The organism is Phycisphaeraceae bacterium (genome assembly GCA_019636735.1).
Taxonomy (GTDB): domain Bacteria; phylum Planctomycetota; class Phycisphaerae; order Phycisphaerales; family SM1A02; genus VGXK01.
Window position 1 is genome coordinate 253634 of record JAHBWY010000003.1, and the last position, 18992, is coordinate 272625.

12 protein-coding genes and 1 other RNA gene are annotated in these 18992 nt (G+C 65.3%); 8 read left to right on the forward strand and 5 right to left on the reverse strand.

Annotated elements, in window-relative coordinates:
- The first annotated feature begins 67 nt into the window (after positions 1-67).
- Positions 68-523, forward strand: a complete 456-nt coding sequence (locus tag KF724_05165) for an Hsp20/alpha crystallin family protein (protein ID MBX3355071.1) — start codon at positions 68-70, stop codon at positions 521-523.
- 361 nt (positions 524-884) lie between these two features.
- On the opposite strand, the gene smc is transcribed toward KF724_05165, so the two are convergent.
- The 3 genes from smc to KF724_05180 are packed head-to-tail and all read right to left on the reverse strand — an operon-like array spanning position 885 to position 7411.
- Positions 885-4715, reverse strand: a complete 3831-nt coding sequence (gene smc / locus KF724_05170) for a chromosome segregation protein SMC (GenBank protein MBX3355072.1) — start codon at positions 4713-4715, stop codon at positions 885-887.
- A 49-nt stretch (positions 4716-4764) separates the two neighbouring features.
- Positions 4765-6627 (reverse strand): flagellar basal body P-ring protein FlgI, encoded by a 1863-nt coding sequence (locus tag KF724_05175; GenBank protein MBX3355073.1) that lies wholly within the window; start codon positions 6625-6627, stop codon positions 4765-4767.
- Between the two features lie 55 nt (positions 6628-6682).
- On the reverse strand, positions 6683-7411 hold the full coding sequence (locus KF724_05180; protein ID MBX3355074.1) for an RluA family pseudouridine synthase: 729 nt from the start codon (positions 7409-7411) through the stop codon (positions 6683-6685).
- 97 nt (positions 7412-7508) lie between these two features.
- Between KF724_05180 and KF724_05185 the strand changes: the two genes are divergently transcribed.
- The 6 genes from KF724_05185 (at position 7509) to KF724_05210 (ending at position 14819) form a co-directional block, all read left to right on the forward strand.
- Positions 7509-10973 (forward strand): mechanosensitive ion channel, encoded by a 3465-nt coding sequence (locus tag KF724_05185; GenBank protein ID MBX3355075.1) that lies wholly within the window; start codon positions 7509-7511, stop codon positions 10971-10973.
- The gene (locus KF724_05190; protein MBX3355076.1) at positions 10970-12187 is read left to right on the forward strand and encodes an aminotransferase class I/II-fold pyridoxal phosphate-dependent enzyme; all 1218 of its coding nucleotides are present in this window, start codon (positions 10970-10972) and stop codon (positions 12185-12187) included. The genes KF724_05185 and KF724_05190 overlap by 4 nt, the downstream gene beginning before the upstream one ends.
- A gap of 131 nt (positions 12188-12318) precedes the next feature.
- A complete protein-coding gene (rplU, locus tag KF724_05195; protein ID MBX3355077.1) occupies positions 12319-12639 on the forward strand; it encodes a 50S ribosomal protein L21 in 321 nt (106 codons plus the stop codon).
- 68 nt (positions 12640-12707) lie between these two features.
- Positions 12708-13076, forward strand: an RNA gene (rnpB, locus tag KF724_05200) — RNase P RNA component class A.
- A gap of 250 nt (positions 13077-13326) precedes the next feature.
- On the forward strand, positions 13327-13902 hold the full coding sequence (locus KF724_05205) for a hypothetical protein (GenBank protein MBX3355078.1): 576 nt from the start codon (positions 13327-13329) through the stop codon (positions 13900-13902).
- 242 nt (positions 13903-14144) lie between these two features.
- Positions 14145-14819, forward strand: coding sequence for a uracil-DNA glycosylase (locus KF724_05210; GenBank protein MBX3355079.1), 675 nt, complete (start codon positions 14145-14147; stop codon positions 14817-14819).
- A gap of 348 nt (positions 14820-15167) precedes the next feature.
- Here the strand turns inward: KF724_05210 and dtd are convergent, their stop codons facing one another.
- Positions 15168-15644: a D-tyrosyl-tRNA(Tyr) deacylase gene (dtd, locus tag KF724_05215; GenBank protein MBX3355080.1), complete on the reverse strand. Its 477-nt coding sequence runs from the start codon at positions 15642-15644 to the stop codon at positions 15168-15170.
- Positions 15641-16855, reverse strand: a complete 1215-nt coding sequence (gene amrB / locus KF724_05220; GenBank protein MBX3355081.1) for an AmmeMemoRadiSam system protein B — start codon at positions 16853-16855, stop codon at positions 15641-15643. Before amrB ends, dtd begins: the two co-directional genes overlap by 4 nt.
- Before the next feature lie 151 nt (positions 16856-17006).
- Between amrB and KF724_05225 the strand changes: the two genes are divergently transcribed.
- Complete coding sequence (locus tag KF724_05225) at positions 17007-18809, forward strand: ankyrin repeat domain-containing protein (protein MBX3355082.1); 1803 nt, start codon at positions 17007-17009, stop codon at positions 18807-18809.
- Positions 18810-18992: the final 183 nt, after the last annotated feature.

Below are 18992 nucleotides of genomic sequence, written 5' to 3' on the forward strand. Positions count from 1 at the left end.
CGCGGCTGGCATGCGCTTCGCATATGGGCTCCTCGACCAACTAGCACTGGTCAGAAGGAGAAACCCCATGCTCAACATTCTCTCTCGGTCGTTCAACCACAACCCCTTCACGGCGCTCGATGAGGTCATGAACCTGATGTCGCGCGAGAACTCGAACGGCAACTGCTGCACGGTGCATGCGCCGGCCGCGCTCGCCATCGACATCCGCGAGCGGAAGAGTGACTTCATCGTCGAGGCTTCGCTGCCCGGCTTCAGGAAGGACGAGGTCGATGTGCAGATGCACGACGGCATGCTCACCATCACGGCGCATCGCGAGACTTCAAACGAGGCGAGCGATGCAAGCGCCGAGAGCCACGGTCAGTGGATCCGGCGTGAGCGATCGGTGACCAGCCTCGCTCGCCAGGTTCGTCTGCCCGAGGGCGTGAGCGGTGACGGCATCAAGGCCGAGCTCACCAATGGCGTGCTCACGCTGCACATTCCGAAGCCGGCCCAGCTTCAGCCGAGGAAGATCTCGATCGGCTGATTCATGAGATCCGTTGTCGCGGCGCACCATCGCTCGCGATGGAGAGAACACAACGGGTGTGGTCTGCGCTGCCGACGGATGCGCAGCCACGCCCGTCTCTCGTTCCGACCCCGACAGACATCGCGAACTTCACCCAAAGAACAAGCCGTCCGAGGCTGGGAAGCGGGGCACGGTCCCCCACGAACGACCGTGCCCTGTCGGAAGGACCTTCCGGGTCGCTTCAAAGCCTCGGGCGGCTAGGGGCGAGAATACTGCGGAAACGATCGCACACAAGAACTTTCCGAAGATTCCTCGTCATCTCGCAGAATTGTTGCATCCACGGGGCCCGATGGCGCGATCTACCCCGCGTCCTGACTCGGACTCACGGGGCTGCTGCGGAAGCGTGAGGCTCGCGACTCTCCCTGGCGTGGATCTTTCCGTCCTCTCCAACCTGTTCGAACCGGACCGCGACCCGCCGGCTGACCCCGCGCTCGGGCATGGTGACGCCATAGAGCATGTCGCAGGCCTGCATGGTGCGCTTGTGGTGGGTGATGAGGACGAAGTGGCTCCGCTCGAGGAATGGCCTGAGCGTGGCGCAGAAGCGCTCGACATTGGCCTCATCAAGGGCCGCGTCAACCTCGTCCAGGATGCAGAAGGGAGCCGGCTTGCTGCGGAAGATCGCCATCAGGAGCGCGACCGCTGCGAGTGTCTTCTCGCCACCGGAGAGCTGACTGATGACGCGCGGCTCCTTGCCGGGCGGCTTCGCGCGGATCTCGATGCCGGACTCGAGCCAGTCCACCTCGCCGGTCTCCTCGATCGGCAGCAGAAAGAGGTCGGCGCTGCCGCCCCCGAAGAGCATTCGGAAGGTGCCCGAGGTTCCACCGAAGTGCTCGCGGACCGCCTCGAAGGTGGTGCGGAATCGTTCACGGCTGACCGAGTCGAGCTCGCCGATCAACTGCTCGAGTTGGCTGCGGGCGTCATCGATGTCACGGACCTGAAGGGAGAGCGTCTCGAAGCGGCGCTCGAGCTCGGTGAGCTCGTCGATCGCGTCGAGATTGACATTGCCGAGCGAGCGAAGCTCCGCTCGCAGGGCATCGACCTGGGCGGTCGCACCATCGCGATCGACAGGTGTGAAGCCTTCGGAGCGACGCTCGTCGAGGTGCTCCTCGTAGCTGGCCGCGAGATCGAAGCCCTCCTCGTTCTGCGTGCTCTCTTCGAGGAGTTCGCGCCGCGTCTCCAACTCACGACGGCTCATTTCGACCGCGTTGAAGTCGCGTTCACAGTGCAGAACCTGCTCGCGAACGGCGTGCATCCGCTGCGCCACCTGCGAGAGATCCGCTTGGAGCGAAGTCAATCGCGTCTCGACCTCACCGAGCGACGAGGCCACTTCCGCGCCGCGGGCTGCCGCCTCTCGCCCCGCTTGCTCAGCCTCGAGAATCGTCTCGCGAAGACGCTCGATCTGGCCGGCGCGGCGCTCCTGCTGCTCGAAAGCCGCCGCCGCACGGCGCCGCGCCTCGTCGAGATCGGCGCCGGCCAGGCGGCGCTCCCGGCGAAGGGCGTCAAGTCGGGCCGCCGACTCCGCCACGAGCGCGTTCGCATGCGCGACGCGCTCAGCCGCCTCACTTGCCGCCGCCGCCATGTGTTCCGCGGTCGCCCGCACCGTGTCACAGGCGTGGCGACGCGATTCGAGCGTGCGCTGCGCTTCGGCGATGGTCTGATCGAACCCCGTGCGATCTCGCTCAGCGGCCATCTCGCGCTCAGCAAGAGCGCTGGCCTCTTCGTCGACCACGCTCAACTCGTGTTCCTCACGAGCCTCGAGCTGGCGGGTGCGATCGGCGTGGAAACGAGCTTCAACGGCGCTGCGCCGCGCCTCGGAGAGCCGTCGATCGACCTCCTGCTGCTGGCGCCGGGCGTCGTCTCCCTCCGCAAGGAGCGAGGCGGCCTCGCTCTCATGCATTGCCAACTCATGTCCCACGGCCGCCAGGCTCGCCCGCAGTTCGCCGATTTCGGCGCGGCGCACGATGACGCCATGTTCGGGTGACCCCGGCGCTGTACCGCCGAGGCGGAAGGTGCCATCCCGCTCGAGCACATCACCATCTCGGGTGACCAGCCGTGCGCCCCGAAGCGGCCCGGATGCAAGGCGACGAGCGATCTCGAGGTCGGCGACCATCCAAGTATCTGAAAGCAGGCGGCGGGCGAGCGCTTCAAATCCCGGGGCCACTCGAACGAGCGAAAGAAGGGGAGTCGCCTCATCGGGGTGAGGGAACGCCGGCTCAGGTTCAACGGACTCCTCGTGCGAACGCTCGATGCAGCGCACCTGCCCGTCAAGACCGCGCCAGCGGTCAATCGCCTCGACGACGCGGGCGAGATCGTCAACGACGATCAGGTCGAGATCGGTGCCCAGCGCCCGCTCGACCACCGCGGCATGTTCACGGTCGGCCTCGATGAGGTCCGCCAGAGCCGCCACGACGCCGGGGAAGCGATCTCCGGCGTCGAGCACCTCCCGAACGCCACGGCCGAAGCCTTCGCGGGCCGCGCGCATCTCTTCGAGGATCTGGAGGCGGCTCTCGAGAGCGCTGCGCTCCTGCCGAAGCTCGCCGACGCGCCTCGCGGTCTCCGCCTGACGATGCCCAAGCGCCGCCACCCGCGCGAGGTGTTCTTCAACACGCGCACTCAGTTCGGAGGCTTCCTCTTCCGACTCCGCAGCTCGGCGCTCCGCAATCCGGCGATTCTCGCCATGCGAAGCGAGGCCCTCACGAAGACGAGTCTCCCTCGCCACGAGGCGCCGACGCTCTTCAGCGAGGCTGGCGACGCGCTCGTCGAGTGAGTGGCGTCGCCCCATCAGTGCGGCAAGCTCACGCTCCGCAGCCGCGACATCATCACGGCTTCGGTCGAGCGAGCGGGCGGCCTCCGCAGCGGCGCTCGTCGCCTCCGCTCGCGCCCGTCCGACGGCGGCGAGATTCCGGTCGGCGTCCGCCGCAGACTCGGCGAGGGCCGCGAGCGACTCATCGAGTTCCTCGATGCGCACTTCGAGTTCGCGACTCTTCGTTTCGAGCTCCTGCGTGTGAAGAGCATCATCGCGCGCGGCGACCTCAGCATCCGAGAGCGACTTGGAGGCAAAGTCCGCCCGCTGCTCCGCCTGGCGCACCATGCCGAGCGCTTCGAGCCGCTGCTCTTCGAGTGACCTTCGTCGCTCCTGAAGCGCCTCTCGTTCCCCGTACAGACGATCCTGTTCCGCCTCAACCTCCGCTGCCTGGCGCTCGATCGTGGCTCGCTCCACTTCGAGCTGGCTGATCCGGCTCGTCAGGCCGCTCAGTCGCTCGCGGTACTCGTGATAGACATCAAGGGCGATTGCGCGGCGCAGCGTCTTCCGCTCGGCTTCGAGCGCCTGGAAGCGACGCGCCTTCTCCGCCTGTCCTCGCACGATCCGCAGGCGCCGCTCCGTACCCGAGAGTTGCTCACGCACCTGCACGAGGTTGCGCTCGGCAGCGTCGAGCTTTCGGGCCGCCTCAACCTTGCGGAGACGGAACTTCGCCACACCCGCCGCTTCCTCGAGAATCGCCCGCCGTTCGATCGGCTGCGCGCGAAGCATCGCGTCGACCTTGCCCTGCTCGATGATCGAATAGGCCTCGTTGCCGATGCCCGTATCGAGAAAGAGCTCCTTGACATCGCGCAGTCGCACGCGACGACCGTTGATCAGGTACTCGCTCTTGCCGTCCGCGTGCAGTCGGCGCGTCACTTCGACCGTGTCGTGATCAACCGGCAGGGCGCGATGACGCACCTGGTCGCGACGAATGGCCGGTCCTTCGAGATCGTCGTCACCGTGACTGTCGGGGACTGCGGAACAATCAACCGATCCATCCGCCAGCGCCTCGGCGGCGCCTTCCGCCGAAGTCGGCGACGGCTCGATGGCCGAGGTGTCGACGGCGACCGCGCGCGGCTGCTCCAGGATGGGGTTGTCGAAGACCAGCGTGACCGACGCCATGCCGAGCGGCTTGCGCCCGGCGCTTCCCGCGAAGATGACATCGATCATCGCCCCGCCGCGCAGGCTCTTCGCGCTGCGCTCGCCGAGAACCCACTTCACGGCATCGACGACATTGCTCTTGCCGCACCCGTTGGGGCCGACAATGCCCGTGATGGGAGCGTCGAAGGAGAACTCAGTTTCGTCGGCGAAGCTCTTGAATCCCGAAAGAATCAGCTTGGCGAGGCGCATCGGACCTCCTGTCGCGGCGGGCGAGCCCATCCTGGGCACGCGTCATGAATCAACGAGGCACAGTATCGGCTGGCGCGCTTCGCGGAGCAAGCGAGGGCACGGGAATCGACCCGAGGTCACTCTCGCGGCTTCGCGTGAGCGCCGGGACCGCGGCCGAGGAGTCCTCCTCATCGTCGAACTCAGGTCGGTCGAAGTCACCCTGCTCGCGCTCGCGGCGAATGATGGCGGCGAGCACACGATCCTGCTCGGCCTTGAAGTCGGTTCGACCGAGGTACCCCGCCTTCCAAATCTCATGCAGGGCGCCGATCGTCTCGGAGTAGCTCATGCCGAGGCCCGCCTCCGGGCTCTCGGGACTCGGGCGATGTCCGAGATAGGCGACGAAGTCGCTGACCAGCGGATTGACCCGGTCGATCATCGGCGGGCCGTCGTCACGCGGACGATAGAAGACCTCGATCTTGGGTTCATCGGGCTCGCCTTTGAGCATGAAACGGTTCCCCCAGGCCATGACCGTGGTCGGGCGATCGATCTCGAGGTCCTCTCCGAAGAGCACGATCTTGGGCCTGCCGCTCTGCTGGACATAGACCATGGGCGATCGGCTCGGGACGAGCACCACATCGAACTTGTCATCGAGTGATCGGACGAGCAGCGTGGGATCGCGGCGCTTCTCAAGCGCCTCATACGCCTTCAAGCGAATGTCGACCTCGGGGTCATCGAGCAGTGGACGGAGGCCAAGATCGATGGCGGGATTTCGCCCCATCGCACCGAGGAGTTCGATCGCACCAAAGCGATTCTCGAGCGTGCCGTTCCTGGCCATCTCGATGAGCGGGGGCACGCAGAGCGGATCGTCGAGCTTGGCGCCGGCCTGGAGCGCCGCGAAGCGAGGCTGCTCCTCGGGATAGTCGTAGAGATCCTGCACCGAAGCGAGGGCCTTCTTGCCGAGTGACTGCCAGCGCCAACTGGCGGCGCCGGCTGCGCCGGGGTTCGCCAGGAGGCTGCGACGCACCGCCTCGGCCGTCTGCTCGATCGCGTCGACTCGAATCGGCAGGTGTCGAAGCAACTGCACGAACTCCTGCGGGCGCGATCGGAAGCTCGGAGGCACCGTGATGAGGATGGTGTCGTCGCTCTTGCCATGGGCTGTCGCGCTCGATTGCCCAGGCTCACGCGGAAAGACGCTGTTGATGGCGCTCTGAAGGGTGAGCGCACGATTGTGGCTTGGCGTCGCGAGTCGCAACTTCAGCGGCATGTCCTTGACGACGCGGCCTCCATCGAGAATGCGGCCCGAAGTTCGGTTGATGCCGTCATTGCGCGACGGACTCGGATCGACGAATGGATTGACGAAGAGCGGACCTCGGGCCTCGGCCAGAACCTGAGCCTGCTTGTTGCCCGGAAGGATCGGACCGGGCCTGAGCGCCGTCGTCCAGAGCCGACCTCCCTCAAGGCTCGTGGCACCGCTGCCGGGCACGTTGTAGACGCGCACATCGAAGCGAGAATCCTTCGTGCTGCCGGGCTGAATGACGCCCTCGACGATGACGGCGGCGACATCGTTCGAGTTGAGCATTCCCTCGGGCGACAGTTCATTGCCGATCGTCGGGTCACCGACGCCGCGACGAGCCATCTCCTGAAGCAGATAGGCGCGGACTTCGGCAGGCATGATTCGACTGCCGGTACCGGTGAGACCGACCACCAGGCCATAGCCGCGCACGACGGTGGCATCGAAACCGACGAGCACCGACTCGCCCGCAATGGTCCCGCGCATGATCGGATCGACTTCCATCGGAAGCGGCTCGCGGTCGATGCGCTCTCCGGGCTTGGTTGCTCGATCGGCCCGTTCGACATTCTCGATGCAGCCGACGCCGGTCAGCGCCACCCCCACGAAGGACGCGACCACGATCAAAGGTGTCCACTTCTTCATGGAAGCGGAAATCCTACCGGGGAACAGCCTCCACCGAAACCGAATCAGGGTGACTTCAGGCTCGAAGGGCCATCTCCAGGCGCTCCGGCGGCGGTGATTCCACATGAACGCGCTGCCCCGTCCGCGGATGCGAGAACCAGAGTCGCCATGCGTGCAGCATGAGTGGCGTGGGCTTCGCGCCCGCTGGTGGTCGTGAGGTTCGCGGCGGAAGGTCCGGTCGGTAGATCGGGTCGCCGACGACGGGGGAGCCCATGAGCGCCATGTGAGCCCTGATCTGGTGCAGGCGACCCGTCGCGATTCGAATGGTGAGAAGGGCCCGCCTTCCCACGATGTCTCTGACCTGCCATCCCGTCAGTGCTGCCTTGCCTGTGCCGCGGCGGGCAGGAATGCTGACCTTCATCTCATCGCGCCGCTCCTCCCTGAGCGGCACGGAGATCTCTCCGTGCGGCCTGGTCGGCGGTGGCGATACAACCGCGAGGTACTCCTTGTCCACGCGGCGCTCTTCAAACTGCTCGCGAAGCGCGGCGTGCGAAGGAGCGTCAAGCGCCACCAGAAGACATCCGCTCGTGTCACGGTCGAGGCGATGGACCAGCCCCCAATCATGACGCTCGCCGAGGGCTCCAAGGCCAGGTTCGAGCGCCATCAATCCGTTCAGGAGTGAATCGCGCATGTGCCCTGCGCCAGGCTCGGTGACAATTCCCGCTGGTTTGTCGACCACCAGAAAGCAGGGATCGCGATAGAGGATCGAAGGTGCAATGTCCGGGTTCGGTGGGGGGCGACTCACGGGATTGGCCGGGGAGTTGCTGCACCGTAGCAAGCCTCGGCCGTCGTCGTGTTCAAGGGTGCATTGGATGGGGGCTCACTTCCTATCATGGCCACCCATGCGTTCGCTTCTCGCACGCTGCCTCGCCCCCTTTGTGTTGGCGCTGCTCGCGTCGGCGCTCATCGCTCCGGGAGTCATGGCCGCTGTGCAGGAGTCGCCCGCCGCGGCGGCATCCGCGCCGAGCACGCCGCCAGCGCAACCGCCAGCCGATTCACCGCCGTCGGAAGCGCCTTCTCCGGTACCTGCTGAGGCCATTGAAGAGACCGAGGTTGCCGCGGCCATTGCCGCAGTCCCCGGCCTCGAGCCGGAGGCGGAGATTCGTCGTCGCCTTGAAGCCCTGCGGCGGATCGAGTCGCCCTCGGAGGAAGACAAGGCGCGCATCGAGCGTCTTCAGCAGGTCCTTGATGCGATCGGCCGAACCAGCGGGCTGATTGAGCGGGCGGAGGAGAATCGCGACCTCGTCGTACAGCTTCAGCAGCGACTTGAACGAGCTCGAACCCCTGCGGAGCCCCCGGCGCCACTGGCGGAGGACGCCACGCTCGACCAGCTTGAACAGGTGGGGCGTGTGGCCACGGCTGAGGTCGCAGCCGCAAGAGATGCAGTGACGCAGGTGGACGCACTGATCGCGCAGCTCGCCGAGCGGCGCCGAACACTGCCGGAAGAACTGGCCCGCGCCAGGAGTTCGCTGACCGAGTCGCAACAGGCCGCCGATGGTCTTCCCATACGGCAGCCGGGTGGCACCGACAGTACACGGCAACTGGCGCTCTCGAAGGTGCTCGAGAACCGCGCCCAGATCATGGTGCTCGAAACGGAGCTCGCTGCGCTTGATGCGCGGGGTCAACTGCTCGCAGCCCAGCGCGAGATGGCGCAGGCGCGACTGGCGCTGGCCGAAGCGCGATCCTCGGAGATTCGGAACCGAATCGATCTGGAGCGCCGACGCGTCGCCGAGGCGGCCGAGGCCGCGGCACGCGTGCTCGAAGCGGAACCGGCCGCCACGGTCGATCCCCGTTTGCTCGAAGCGCGCCAGATCAACCTGGAGATCGCAACGGCGAGCCGCGAGGCGAATCAGCAACTCACCGAGGTGCGAGCGCGGATTGAGAGTCACCGCGCCGAGTTTCAGCGGATTGACCGGCTCTTCAAGGTCGACAAGGAGCGAGCCGAAGTCGCGGGAACGACGGGAGAGATCTCCGCTGTCCTCCGAAGTCAGCGCGAGGCTCTGCCCAGCCTCAGGCGTTTGGCGACCGAGTCCGTGAATACGAATGCCGCGCGGATCCGCACCGATCTCGCATTGATCAACTGGCGATTGCAACTCGATGAGTTGGCGGCCGAGGAGGCGGCCGCGAAGGAGCGTCCTCAATCGGAGGCGCTGCTCGAAGTCCTGGCGGAGCGACGGACCAGTCTTCTTCCGGTCCTGATCGCCACGATGGATGACCTCAGCGGCGATCTCGGCAAGCTTGCGAAGGCCACGACTGATCTCACCGAACTGGTGACCTCGTTCAGAAACTTCATTGACGAGCGCATCCTGTGGGCTCGAAGCGGCCCGCCGGTCTGGTCCCTTCAGGCAGGCGATGTCCAGAAGGGCTGGACGCTGGTCAGGCAACTTCTTGGAAGTCCCGCGTCCTGGAGCAGCGCCTGGAATCAGGTCATGGGTGCGCCCTTCTGGGCGATCGTGGGACTGGGGCTCGCGTTCGTGCTGCTGGTCACGCGGCCGATCCAGAACTCCATGCTCATTCGCCTCGCGGGCCGCGTCTCGCGTGGGAGCAGCGATCGCTTCGCCTTGACCCTCGAGGCGCTCGGCATCACTCTCTGCCAGTCGATGGCGGTGCCCATTGCGATGGTGGGAGTGGGCCTCTCACTACGGGCGAGTGAACTTGCGCCGCCCTTCGCGCTGGCGCTGGGCTCGACGCTGCTGACGGGGGCTTGGTGGGTGGCGTTGCTCCTCCTCGTCTACCGCCTGGTGGGACGCCAGGGGGTCGCCGCCGAGCACTTCGGCTGGCGCCAGGAGCAGATCGAGCTTCTGCGTCGAAGCAGCATTCGACTCTTCTGGGTCAGCACGCCGTTCCTTCTCTTCGCGGTCATGCTCAGTCAACTGACCGGTGTCGAGCGATCGGCGGCGCCAACGGAGTTCACCCAGGCCGGTGCCACGGGCGTGCTCCGAAGTGTGATCTCCATTTCGTTCCTGCCCGTCCTCGCCATTCTCTTCTGGTCGGCGTGGCGGCTCTTTGCGCCGAGCCGCGGGTTGCTCTCCGCCCACATCGCCCAGAACCCGAACGGCTGGGTCGCCAAGTTCCGCATTGTCTGGTTCCTGCTGATCATCTCCGTCCCGGCGTCCGCGTTCATGCTCACGCTGCTGGGGTGGGGATACACCTCGGGGGTGCTGACGCGGAAGTACATCAACAGCGCGATTCTCGCTCTGGCCGTTGTTGTCGTCGAAGCAATCTTCCTTCGAGCGCTTGAGTTTGCAGCGCGATCGATGGCCAACCAATGGCGCGAGAAGTTGCTCGAAGCCGCGCCGACCGTAGCCGGAGTTGACCAGGCGCAGAAGCAGGATGTTCGCACCGAGGTCGCGGCGCTGAGCCGGAAGACGCGCTCGACCATCAAGGGGCTCTCCATGGCCATCCTCTTCGGAGGATTGCTCATCATCTGGAGCGATTTGCTTCCGGCACTCAGGGTGCTGGACACCTGGTGGCTGTGGGAAGGGGCCCACGGGCCGGTGTCGTTCGGGGCGCTGCTCTCCGCCGCCGCGATCGCCGTGGTGGCCATCTTTGCAGCGAAGAACCTGCCGGGAGCTGTCGAAGTCCTCATCCTGCAGCACACGGGCATGAGCCCCGCGGGCCGATATGCGACGAGTTCGGTGATGGGCTACTGCATCGTCTTTGTCGGCATCCTCACGACGGCTTCGTGGGTCGGCATCTCGTGGCAGAGCGTGCAGTGGCTCGTGGCGGCAGTCGGTGTCGGCATCGGCTTCGGTCTGCAGGAGATCGTCGGTAATTTCATCGCGGGACTCATCGTGTTGCTCGAACAGCCGGTCCGCGTGGGCGATGTCGTGACCGTCGGCGACAAGACGGGACAGATCGTGCGAATCCGCATCCGTTCGACCACCATTCGCGACTGGGACGGCAAGGATCTCATCCTGCCCAACAAGCACCTCATCACCGAGCGCGTGGTGAACTGGACCCTCTCGGGGGCGCCACTCCGGCTCTCGCTCCCGATCGGCGTGGCCTACGGCACCGACCTCGCGCTCGCCGAGAAGATCCTCCTCGAGTGTGCGCGCTCCATGCCGCATGTCATTGCGACACCACCACCCAACGCCCAACTCATGGGGTTCGGCAACAGCTCGATCGACTTCGAGCTGCGATGCCATGTGGGACGCCTTGAGCATCTGAATCCCACTCGGCACGCGCTCATGATCCGAATCCAGTCGGCGTTTGACGAAGCGGGCGTGACCATCGCCTTCCCGCAGCTTGATATTCATGTCGAGCCCGCCGCCGTGGAGCGATTCACCAAGGAGGTCAACCGTTGACACAGCGCGCCCCCGAGCGTCGAAGCCCTCACGGAACCGTGGCGCGACTGGCCCCCTTCGGTGAAAGCGTCTTCGCGCGCATCAGCCGCATGGCCGTGGCGCACAACGCCGTGAATCTCGGACAGGGCTTTCCGAACTTCGATGGCCCTGAGTTTGTGAAGGAGGCGGCGATCCGCGCGATTCGCGAGGGGTTCGGGCAGTACGCACGAAGCGCGGGGCTTCCAGTCGCGAACGCCGCCATAGCCGAACGCTGGCGTGAGTCGAGCGGTTTCGCCGTGGATCCGGACACCGAGGTCACGGTCACGGCAGGGTGCACGGAGGCGATTGCCGCGGCGATCCTCGGGTTGGTCGAGCCGGGCGACGAAGTCATTCTCGTCGAGCCGTTCTATGACTCCTATGCGGCGAGCGTCGCCATGGCCGGCGGTGTGGTGCGCACAGTGCGTCTCGAGCCACCGGACTTCTCGTTTCCCGTCGAGGCGCTCCGACGAGCCATTTCTCCGAAGACCCGACTTCTCCTTCTCAACACACCGCACAATCCCACCGGGCGCGTGCTCTCGGCGGAAGAACTGTCAGCGATTGCGGATCTTGCTCAGCGCCACGACTTCATCGTCATCAGCGACGAGGTCTACGAGAAGCTCGTCTACGAGGGCACGCACCGATCGATCGCGACGCTGCCTGGCATGCGCGAGCGCACCGTGGTCCTCTCGAGCCTTGGCAAGACCTTCTCCCTGACAGGGTGGAAGATCGGCTGGTCGATTGCGCCTCCGCACCTCACGAGCGCCGTGCGCGCGGCGCATCAGTTTCTCACCTTCGCAGCACCGACGCCGCTCCAGCGTGCCGCCGCCGACGCTCTTCATGCGCCTCCGGAGTACTACGAACAGCTTCGAAGCGACTACTTCGAGCGCCGCCGAGTGATGCTCGAGGAACTCCGCTCCGCTGGCTTTGAACCGTTCGTGCCGGAGGGGAGCTACTTCGTCATCGCCGATCACCGACACTTCGGCTTTCCCGACGACGAGCGCTTCTGCGAGCACCTGATCACGGAGGTCGGCGTCGCCGCCATCCCGTGCAGCGCCTTCTACGCCCCGCCGGCGGAACGCGGCCTCGTCCGCTTCGCCTTCTGCAAGACCCCGGAGACCATGCGCGAAGCGGGGGCGAGGATGAGGGAGCGGCTTCGACCCCAGGGGGTGTCCCAGTCGATCGGGCGAGCGTCGTAACTGGTCGGCCAGGGGCGGGGCTGCCTGCGGGGGCGTCCCGAACTCCCGGCCCGCAGCGATCGGTGGGGTCTTGCCAAAGCCGGAGACGCTGTTACACTTCGCGATTCCCCATTTGAAGCGAGGAGCCTGAGGTGTACGCAATCATCGAGGACAGCGGAACGCAGATCAAGGTGCGCAAGGGCGACGAACTGGAGCTCGATTTGCGCAGCCTCAATGGTGACTCGAAGACGCTCGTCTTTGACAAGGTGCTCGCGATCGGCAGCGGCGATGGGGCTCCCGCCAAGCTTGGCTTCCCCTATCTCAGCGGCGCCCGCGTGACCGGTGAGGTCCTTGGCGAAGTTCAGGGCGACAAGCTGAGGCTCGCGAAGTACAAGCGCCGCAAGGGCTATCGCCGAACGAAGGGCCATCGGCAGTCCTACCTCTCGGTTCGAATCACCGAGATCGCCAGCTGAGCCCGCCTTCGGCGGGGTTCTTCTTCTTGTGTCGAACAACAGCGCGGCACGCCGCGTACACTGTCTCCGTGGACAGGCGATCGCCCCCGGATGTCCCGGGCGAGGAAAGTCCGAACACGAAAGGACACGGTGGTGGCTAACGGCCACCGGCTGCTGCTGAAGCCAGGGAAAGTGCCACAGAAATGACACCGCCCACGATCCTTCGGGGTCAGGCAAGGGTGAAATGGTGCGGTAAGAGCGCACCGCCCGGCCGGTGACGGCCGGGGCAGGGCAAACCCCACCGCGTGCAAGCGCAAGCAGTCCCAGCCGACTTGTCGGCACCTGTGGTCCGCAGGATGGGACGGGTCGCGTGCTTCGAGGTCGTCGGCAACGGCGGCCCAGAGAGAAATGATCGCCAGCCCCAAGTGGGCGACAGGATTCGGCTTATGTCCACACCAGCCGCGACAGGCCACCACCTGTCGTGTTTCCACAGTTCGAATGCTCCCACTACAGGTCGTGGGCAGGGAAGTCCAGGAACCCCAAGGATCGTGTTCAGAAAGTTGAAACTTCTCCCCTTGCCAATTCCAATTCAGCGGGGAGAATCTTCCCCCGAATCCCCGCAAGCAGGAAGAAGGGCCAGCGCCACGGCCTCCTGCATGGACGCAGACGGCCGTAGTCCACAGCACGGATGAACCAAGGACCTCACCCATGAACCTCGGATCGAAGACGACCACCCTTCAGACTTACTGCATGCTGCTCTACCGCAAGGCAGTTCATCCGGAGTTCTTCGGGATTGCCGGACGGAAGCAGATCGAACATGGCCTCTGCGAGTTCGAGGGGTGGATCTACCGAGGCGGCCATACGGGGCGCCTCCAGATCGGCAATGTGTGTGTGTGTGAAGTCGTGATCGATCAGGCGAATCATCTACCCGATCGCGGCCTCGTCACGACGCTGCCGTGTGCCGGGGAGCGCGACCACGAGGAGCGCTTCGGCGACCAGGTGCTGTACATGACCACCATCCAGACGGAGACGCTCTCGGAGCACCTCTACCTGAGCACCTACAAGGAGATGGTGGCCCACGGACGCGAGAGCGACTCGATCACCACCGCGTGGATGGATGACTCCGGGCGCCCCAACCTTTCGCTGCTCGACATGCAGCGCTACCGGAACGAGATTCACATTCAGGGCTACCACCTCCGCAGCGATTGCGGCCTCGTGCTGCGAACACAGTCGATGTTCCAGTTGCTTGGAACCCAGTCGTCAGGTGCCGGTCCGGTCGCGTGAGTCACGCGGCACTTCCACGGAAGATCCTTCTCGAAGTCGACCTCGCCTTGGGTGTCGACTTCGTGCCTCGGCCCGGGACGGAGCCCGAGGAAGCCCCTCTTGCTGCGGCGCACGCAGGCGAGTCGAAGTTCGCGCGTCCAAGGGAGGCTCCATCGCCTCCTGTGCGAAGCCGCGGTCCCGAGCAGACTGTTGCAACTCCGACAGTGACTGACAGACGGGAGACGCGTCCAGCCGCTCCTCCGATGGTCGCGCTCTCCTTGGGGGACGCGGTCACACCGGACTTTCCCACGCTTCGCCTCGAGGGGGAGTCAAACTCCGATGCGCTTGAGCGCCTTCGGCGCTTTCACGCTGAGCACTGCCCGCACTGCACTCGAGTGAACACGCACCGCAACCTCGTCTTCGGAGAGGGCGACCCCGAAGCGTCCCTTGTCTTCGTCGGCGAAGCTCCAGGGGAGACGGAAGATGAACTCGGCCGCCCCTTCGTTGGTCGTGCTGGCCAGAAGCTCGATGAGATGATCGCGGCCATGGGCCTTGAGCGCGACTCGGTCTACATCGCGAACATCCTGAAGGCGCGGCCGCCCAACAATCGAACGCCGCTCCCCGACGAGGTCATGCGATGCGGGCCAACCCTGCTCCGGCAACTGGCGATCATCAGGCCGACGGCCATCGTCGCGCTCGGTGCTCCCTCGACCAAGTTCCTTCTCGGAACCAGCGAAGGCATCACGCGAATCAGGGGGGTGTGGGCTCGGCTGACGCTGCCAGAGGAGATCGGTGGTGGCGAGATCGAGGTCATGCCCACCTTCCACCCCGCCTATCTCCTGCGAAACTACACGGTGGAGACAAGGAAGGCGGTCTGGTCCGACCTTCAGCATGTCATGCGGCGGCTGGAACTTCCGACTCCCAACACCGGCGGGTGAGCCTCCGAGGTCGTATCCAAGATCACGCTCCGCCAGGAACCGCTATCGGACCACTCGTTGCCAATCGAACGATCGACAAAAAATTCTGCATCAGGCATGGAACCGATCTCGGGGGATCAGCGAATAGAGGGGTGTCAGACAGTTGACCTCATCTGACTGACATCAACCCTGCCCCCCACGAGGAGCCTGTCGCGGTCTCACGATCAGCGGCGGGCTCTTTTATTTTCGCTCCTATCGCCCGCAAGCCGGGATGCCGTTTTCGAACTTGCACTCGCCCGGGATCCTTGGGCCGCCAAAGCAGCGCCCCCTGCGTATCGGAACCCTTGCTCGAGCCCAGAAGTGCAGCGGTCAGCTCGGCGTCGAGCGATCGGACACCGCCGCTGGCGATCGCAGGGGAATCGTGACCGGGCCGTCATTGATGAGTTCGAGTTCCATCTCGGCGCCGAATCGACCGGTCTCGACTTCGAAGCCCTCCCGGCGAAGTCCGTCAATGACCTGATTCACAAGCGTTTCCCCCTCGGCAGGGGGCGCCGCACCGAGAAAGCTCGGCCTGTGTCCGCGGCTCGTGTCGGCGGCAAGCGTGAACTGGCTCACGATCAGCATGCCTCCGCCAAACTGGCGGCAGTCGAGGTTCATGCGCCCTTCGCCATCGCGGAAGATTCGCAGTCCGGCGAGGCGACGGACCATCCACGCCGCGTCGCTCGCGGCATCTCCCTGTTCAGCGCAGAGCAGCACACAAAGGCCGGGGCCGATTCGACCGAGAAGGGCGCCATCTTCGCGCAGCCGGACCTCCGCGCGGCGCACACGCTGAACAACGGCGATCATGCGTCGACGCCGACCCAGGCGAGCGCGGCGCAGGAGACGAGCGCAATCCGCTTCGGGTCGATCGACTGTCGATAATCGATGAGCTCCATGGTCGCGCCGGGACAGGCCGCGATCGCGGCGCTCATCGCACCGACGCTGCACCATCGCGTGGAATTCTGGCTCTCGGCGATCGCCCGGATGAAGGCATCGCCGTCACCCCGCTCGAAGACCGCGAGCATCTCTCGGTCGTGTCGCTCGACTTCATCCTGCTGAAGTTCATCAACGGGCTTCTCATCGCCGAAGCCGGGTCCGACATGGCTCAGATCACACGAGGCCACAACGAGCGTTCGTCCAGGCAGCAACGCCACCACCTCCGCGAGCGCTGATCGAAACTCCGCAAAGCTCACGCGCGCGCCGTCGTCGGCCACCATCGGCGCATTCGGATCGGGCACGAGCGCGGTCGTCACCGGCACACCGCCGAAGAGATGCTGAACCCATGGAAGATGGAGCTGCACCGAGTGCTCACCGACATGATCCATCTCGTCCTTGAGCAATCGCTCACCGAGCTTGGCAACCAGTCCGTCAACCAGCGCCGCATCAGGTTGCGCCACGCCGAACGGTGTGTCGAAGCCGAGGCGGCTCATGACCACGCCGTCGCCCTGGCCGAAGTGATTGGTTCCGAGCACGATCACTCGCGCCGGCGAAGGCGCACCGACCCACGCTCGATAGGCCGCGGCGTAGATCTCACCGCCTCGTTCGGGATCAAGGTGCGGCGCCATGACTCCGATCACTCCACCGCCGAGTTCGGGATCCTCCGCCGCATCGAGAAGGGCACCGATCGCCGTTCGGCACGCATCGGCGTCCTCACCCCACATGCGAGTGATCGCACCGGGAAAACAGCCCGCCTCAGCGCAACGGCGGCGCAACGCGCTCTCGATGGTCGAAAAGGTTGGCCCCCACAGCATTCCGATCTCATCAAGCTTTGACGCGAGGTCCCGAAGCGGCACGATGGGAACCCCCAGTCGCGCCGAGATCTCATCGAGCGAGAACTGACCGTTGAAGTGCTCAACCACCGGCAGAATCTGCATGGGCAGCACGATCATCTGCTGAGCAATCATGCTGGGATCGCGCAATCCAACGAAGACCTGTCCATCCCGTTCAACCGGCATGCGCTGGAAGGTCCGGATCTCGGGTCGCTCGATATGTTCGGGGAGTGGGGCGGTGTCGGCCATGACGGCGAGTGTATGGGGGCTGCGCAAACCCGCGGAGGTTCCTTGATGGAGGATGTCGATACGCCGAAGTGACTTTGAGAATGATGACCTCGGGTTAGACTCGGAGTCCTGATCAGGCATCTCATTTTTGGAGCGAGGAGCAACTGAAGTCATGAGTCCCACCACCACCCTTCGAACCGTGATCGTGCCATCCATGGCGGTCCTTCTTCTCGGCGGCACGCTGATGGCCCAGCAGGGCGCGCCGGCCGGTGATCGCAAGCCCGGTGCCCGCCCCGACGATGGTGCCCGCTCACTGTCGCCGTCGGGTCCTTCGGCCCCGCGACAGGCGCCCACGCGAGGCGACATGTCGCCCACCCAGACCCAGCCCGGCGCGGCGAATGTCGCCCGCGATGTCACGGTTGGCGATGATCTCGATACCGCGGCGGTGCTTCGCTTCGAGCCTGCGGAACTCGATCTTGGTGAACTCGCGCCCGATCGATCGAAGTCCGGCATGGTGAAGATCGTCAACATCAGCGACCAGCCGGTGACCATCACGCGGGCCATCGCAAGCTGCGGCTGCACGACCCCGGTGTGGCCTCGCGATCCGATTCCGCCAGGCGGCAGTGGCGAAATGGAGATCACGCTGAAGGCCGGTGCCAAGGCGGGCGTGACGCTCGTCAAGAATGTCACCTTGCAACTCGATGGCGGCCACGCTCCGGTGCGCTATGTCCTCCGCGGCACGGTGCCCGAGTATGTCCGCATTGCCCCTGACATCGTGGAAGCCCCCGGCAGCTCCGAGCGACCGGTCTCGAACATCATCACGCTCACCTCGGTTGACGGAACCCCGTTCCGCGTCACCTCGGTGACCCCTCCCATCATCATGACCGAGGATGCCCGGTCCGCCTCCGGAACCGCGGCGCTCGAGCACACGCTTCGAATCGACTGGGACAAGTGGACCGAAGCAGGTCGTCCGTTCCGCGCCCAGTTTGCGACCGATCATCCGAAGGCTTCGTCACTGGCCGCGATGATTCGACGACCGATCGACCGCAGCATGGCGGCACAGGATCCTGACTCGCCGCTCTTCACTGGCAATCGTCCTCCGACGGCACCTGCGGCCCAGCGCCCCGCGCCGGCTGGAGTCGTCTTCGCCGCTCAGCGCGGCGATCGAGCCGAGGTCGAGCGTCGCCTGGCGGCTGGTGATGATCCAAACGCGCATGATCCGCAGAGCCTGCGCACCGCGCTGCACTGGGCTGCCCGAAACAACAATGTGGAGCTCATCGATGTGCTCCTTGAGAACGGCGCGGATGTTCGCGTCGTGGAGCGCATGGGCCGTCAGGCGCTCGCTCTTGCGGCCGAAAGCGGTTCGGTCGATGCCATGAACCGGCTGATCGCTGCGAAGGCAGATGTCAACGCCCGTGATGAGTACGGCGGATCACCGGTGCTCTGGGCATCAGGTCTCGGTTCTCCCGAGGCGGTGCAACTGCTGATCGACGCCGGCGCGGATCCGAACATCCAGGACTCCAATGGCATGACCCCGCTCATGTGGGCCGCCACGCTCGGCAATCCGCGGAGCGTTGCGGTGCTTGCATCGACCCCGGGCATCAGGCTCGATTCCGTCGATGTGATCTCGGCGGAGACGGCCCTCATGCGCGCGGCTCGCAACGGCAAGGCGGAGTCGGTGAAGATTCTCATCGACCACGGCGCCAAGGTTGACGCCAAGAACCAGCAGGGCATGACCCCATTCCTCTTCGCCTGTGCGACCGGCAACCTCGATTCCGTGAAGGCCGTGCTTGAGGGCAAGCCGGACATCGCCGTGACCGATCCTCGCGGACGAAACGCCCTTGACTTCGCGTCGGCCCGCACCGAGACCGAAGGCAAGCGCATCGCCGAGTTCCTCTCCTCCGAACTCAAGCTCAAGCCCTCCGGCACCGTGGCGGCATCCCCAGCCAGCGGTGACGCAGCCAAGGGAAGTTGATCGCGAGAGCGTTCTCCCGCGGAGCCCGCGTCCGCGAGAGGGTCTCCAAAACCCGTCTCGAAGGCCCGCCCTTGCGGCGGGCCTTCGTTTTGGGGAGGCTGCACATCCAGACTCGGCGCGGAAGGTGACTCTCGGAGGGTGGCCCCTGAGCCGGCCGCAAGCCATTCACACCGAGCCATGACC

Excerpts from the sequence above, each read along its gene's own strand:
- KF724_05165 (MBX3355071.1), top strand. The coding sequence starts at position 68 with ATGCTCAACATTCTCTCTCGGTCGTTCAACCACAACCCCTTCACGGCG.
- smc (MBX3355072.1), bottom strand. The coding sequence starts at position 4,715 with ATGCGCCTCGCCAAGCTGATTCTTTCGGGATTCAAGAGCTTCGCCGAC.
- KF724_05185 (MBX3355075.1), top strand. The coding sequence starts at position 7,509 with ATGCGTTCGCTTCTCGCACGCTGCCTCGCCCCCTTTGTGTTGGCGCTG.
- KF724_05210 (MBX3355079.1), top strand. The coding sequence starts at position 14,145 with ATGGTCGCGCTCTCCTTGGGGGACGCGGTCACACCGGACTTTCCCACG.
- KF724_05225 (MBX3355082.1), top strand. The coding sequence starts at position 17,007 with ATGAGTCCCACCACCACCCTTCGAACCGTGATCGTGCCATCCATGGCG.
- amrB (MBX3355081.1), bottom strand. The coding sequence starts at position 16,855 with ATGGCCGACACCGCCCCACTCCCCGAACATATCGAGCGACCCGAGATC.
- dtd (MBX3355080.1), bottom strand. The coding sequence starts at position 15,644 with ATGATCGCCGTTGTTCAGCGTGTGCGCCGCGCGGAGGTCCGGCTGCGC.
- KF724_05205 (MBX3355078.1), top strand. The coding sequence starts at position 13,327 with ATGAACCTCGGATCGAAGACGACCACCCTTCAGACTTACTGCATGCTG.
- KF724_05175 (MBX3355073.1), bottom strand. The coding sequence starts at position 6,627 with ATGAAGAAGTGGACACCTTTGATCGTGGTCGCGTCCTTCGTGGGGGTG.